The sequence below is a fragment of the Microcystis sp. LEGE 08355 genome (genome assembly GCF_015207185.1).
GTDB classification, from domain to species: Bacteria; Cyanobacteriota; Cyanobacteriia; order Cyanobacteriales; family Microcystaceae; genus Microcystis; species Microcystis panniformis.
Genome location: NZ_JADEXI010000587.1, coordinates 1 through 2,879, shown reverse-complemented (window position 1 = coordinate 2,879; position 2,879 = coordinate 1). Strand labels below are relative to the sequence as shown.

The 2,879-nt window shown below is 39.9% G+C and carries 5 protein-coding genes; 3 read left to right on the top strand and 2 right to left on the bottom strand.

Going from position 1 to position 2,879, the window contains the following annotated elements:
• Positions 1-52: 52 nt before the first annotated feature.
• Together psb28 and IQ242_RS21510 are read right to left on the bottom strand one after the other, a co-directional pair.
• On the bottom strand, positions 53-412 hold the full coding sequence (psb28, locus tag IQ242_RS21515; protein WP_002789257.1) for a photosystem II reaction center protein Psb28: 360 nt from the start codon (positions 410-412) through the stop codon (positions 53-55).
• A gap of 105 nt (positions 413-517) precedes the next feature.
• Positions 518-631, bottom strand: a complete 114-nt coding sequence (locus tag IQ242_RS21510; protein WP_002731506.1) for a PetM family cytochrome b6-f complex subunit 7 — start codon at positions 629-631, stop codon at positions 518-520.
• Between the two features lie 292 nt (positions 632-923).
• Between IQ242_RS21510 and IQ242_RS21505 the strand changes: the two genes are divergently transcribed.
• From IQ242_RS21505 to IQ242_RS21495, 3 genes are all read left to right on the top strand, one after another.
• The gene (locus IQ242_RS21505; RefSeq protein WP_193961350.1) at positions 924-1,445 is read left to right on the top strand and encodes a DUF192 domain-containing protein; all 522 of its coding nucleotides are present in this window, start codon (positions 924-926) and stop codon (positions 1,443-1,445) included.
• A gap of 364 nt (positions 1,446-1,809) precedes the next feature.
• The gene (locus IQ242_RS21500; protein ID WP_002757016.1) at positions 1,810-2,004 is read left to right on the top strand and encodes a DUF2949 domain-containing protein; all 195 of its coding nucleotides are present in this window, start codon (positions 1,810-1,812) and stop codon (positions 2,002-2,004) included.
• Positions 2,005-2,180: 176 nt separating this feature from the next.
• Positions 2,181-2,879, top strand: a 699-nt coding sequence (locus IQ242_RS21495) for a flagellar assembly protein H (RefSeq protein ID WP_193961349.1), incomplete at its 3' end; no start/stop codon positions are given.

Genomic DNA, 2,879 nt, shown 5'->3' with positions numbered 1-2,879 from the left:
CCCCACACCCCACACCCTACACCCTACACCCTACACCCCATCACCCCACTTCTCACTTATCCTGATAACCCATCCCGTTAGCTGCCGCGTAACGATTCATAAAGCGCATAAAACGCTCCCAGTGTTCATCGGTGATTTCAAAACCACATTCTACCCGTTGAATTTCATCCCCTTCATCTCCTCCAAAAATAAACTTAGTCGAGTTGGGAATAACTGTAATCACTCCTTCCTCATCGGTGAGACGGAGATCACCGTAGGTACGGGTGGTGAAACTTTGGAAACGTTCGATCGCTTTCAGGGTTTTAAAAGTCATCAGGACATTGCGAATCCCAGTACTTTTATTTTTGCGGAGACTAACACCGCTTAATTCTTCTGATAAACCGACAAAAAACTCGATCGTGGGAGTGGTCATAGGTGTGGGTAGAAAATTTTAGTTATTGATTTTTTCTTAATTACTTTTGAAGGGAAAAAAGTAGTTCATGATTACTAATAAAGTAACCATGAACCGAAAAACAAGCTATTCCGCTTCTCCACCTTGGATTTTGAGGAGGAGAAAACCCCAAGCTAATCCGACGAGGACGAGAACGATCGCCACGATCGGCCCATTAAATAACATACTTTCCGCGGTCATGGTGATTGCTCCTGAGCCTACAATAATCGATCATATAGATAAGTGGTATTTTAACCCACGAAGGCGATCGACTGCTGCCGGACTAGGGCAAAATTGAGGGGGAAAATCGGCAAATAAATTTGAGAACTTTCCTAGTATATACGTTCTAACAATCCTCAAGGAAGGATGCTCACCCCCATGCTAGATATTTTTAATACTATCTTTATATTTTTTGTCGCCACTTTGTGTTAATGTCTTATCTACTTAATTCTCCACTTATCCTAGGAAAATTAAGTATTGATAACTATTGGTGATGACTGGTAAAAAATCATTTATGCTCAAGATCAAGTTAACATTATTTTTAGGTTTGTTGCTGCTGAGTTGTCAATCGACTAATCTCAATGGTAATAATAGTTCGATGGCTCAGATTACGACTGAGAATCAAGGGCAAATATTACCGATCACGGCCAAAGCAGATATTAATGGTGAGATGATTGAGTTAGAAGTTGCTCAAACCAGCGAACAACAGGCCAAGGGTTTAATGTATCGCTCGTCTTTGCAGAAAAATCGCGGTATGCTATTTCCCTTTGCACAACCTCTGGTGGCCGGGTTTTGGATGAAAAATGTCTCGATTCCTCTAGACATGATTTTTCTAAAAGATGGTATAGTAAAAGCAGTTTTGCTCAATGTTCCCCCTTGTGCTGTGGATCCTTGTCCTGTCTATGGGCCAAACACCATGGTTAATCAAGTGATCGAACTAGCTGGGGGTCGAGCGAAAGAATTAGGAGTGAAAGAAGGAGATAAAATTAAGATTGAGTTTATCTCAAGACCTTGATTTTTGAAAATGGGGTTAACTTTCTTATAGAAGGTGTCCCTTGTCTGGAAATATTAAGTATGGCTTTTAGAAGCTATTACGCATTTATGCTGTTTAAGATATAACCATATAGATCAAGATTTTTATAGTCTATCAAGTTATAGATTGAATAATCTTTACCCTTGCTATAGATTAAACAGAGACAAAATTCTACTGGATCTAACGGGACTATTTGTAAGAGAGCCAGCGATTTTTAGAAAAGCACTCTCTATCATCGAGATAGCTTAGATACAGAAAAACGGTCGCAGGACTAACTGTCATTGAAACCGATCAGGTGGTGTTTTATTGAAATTACGAGATATACTATTGAGGAAAAAGTCCCCCTATGTCCACGATTGCCTATTCCCAATTCCGACGATTTCTACAAGAGGAATTGTCCCTTCCCCAAGAATCGATCGCTATGGCCGAGCGATCGATCCAATCTGATAAAATTCATTTACCGATGATTCTCTGGCAGTACGGTTTAGTGACCTTGGAACAATTAGACAAAATTTATGATTTTCTCGAAGAGGTAGTATAATCTTGCAATTGCTCACTATTGACAAGGAGAATAATTGCCATGGCTGCTCATAGTTTCTGGCACAATTTGAAAATTCAGATTCCAAAAACTACTAATCATCATTTGAGAAGTGGGTTATTTAAACCCACTTTTTTAATAACTATACAATTGAGAATTATCGATTAACTGCTCAGTCCATGAAACCCCATGACCAATTTGCCAAAAATTACCTTGAACAATTACTTTCTCCCCTGGGAACCGTCGAAATCAGCAAAGAAGTCAGCGACGAAACCCGACAGATAGATTTATTTTTTTCCCCCAATCCCGAACCAAACCCCGATTATCTGGGATTATTAGGCAGAATTGTCCTTAATACTGTCTTAATTGAACCCTATCGCAATCCTCCCAATCGTAGCGAGATTCGTAATTGTTTAGCGAAACTTTTGGCGATTTTAGCCGAACTGCAAAGACAAGCTAAACGAGAAAATCAGAGCTACAATGAAAACAATGCCCCTCGTTTGTGGATTTTATCCCCTTCGGCTGGTATCACTGTTTTAGGAGGATTTGGGGCAAAATTAGAGCCAGATTGGCCAGAAGGAGTCTATTTTCTTCCCTCGCTTTATCGCACGGCAATTATCGCTATTAATCAATTGCCTGTGACGGCTGAGACTCTCTGGTTAAGATTATTAGGACGGGGAAAAACTCAAAACCAAGCGGTGGGAGAATTGTTAGAATTACCTCAAGGTAATGCTTTCCGGGAAAATATCCTGGAATTATTGATTAGTTGGCGGGTTAGTATGGAAATAAATAACATCCTAGAAACTGAGGATAGAGAGGTGTTTATGACTTTATCTCAAACCTATCAGGAATGGAAGGAAGCAACTAAACGGGAAGGA

Excerpts from the sequence above, each read along its gene's own strand:
- psb28 (WP_002789257.1), bottom strand. The coding sequence starts at position 412 with ATGACCACTCCCACGATCGAGTTTTTTGTCGGTTTATCAGAAGAATTA.
- IQ242_RS21500 (WP_002757016.1), top strand. The coding sequence starts at position 1,810 with ATGTCCACGATTGCCTATTCCCAATTCCGACGATTTCTACAAGAGGAA.
- IQ242_RS21505 (WP_193961350.1), top strand. The coding sequence starts at position 924 with ATGACTGGTAAAAAATCATTTATGCTCAAGATCAAGTTAACATTATTT.
- IQ242_RS21510 (WP_002731506.1), bottom strand. The coding sequence starts at position 631 with ATGACCGCGGAAAGTATGTTATTTAATGGGCCGATCGTGGCGATCGTT.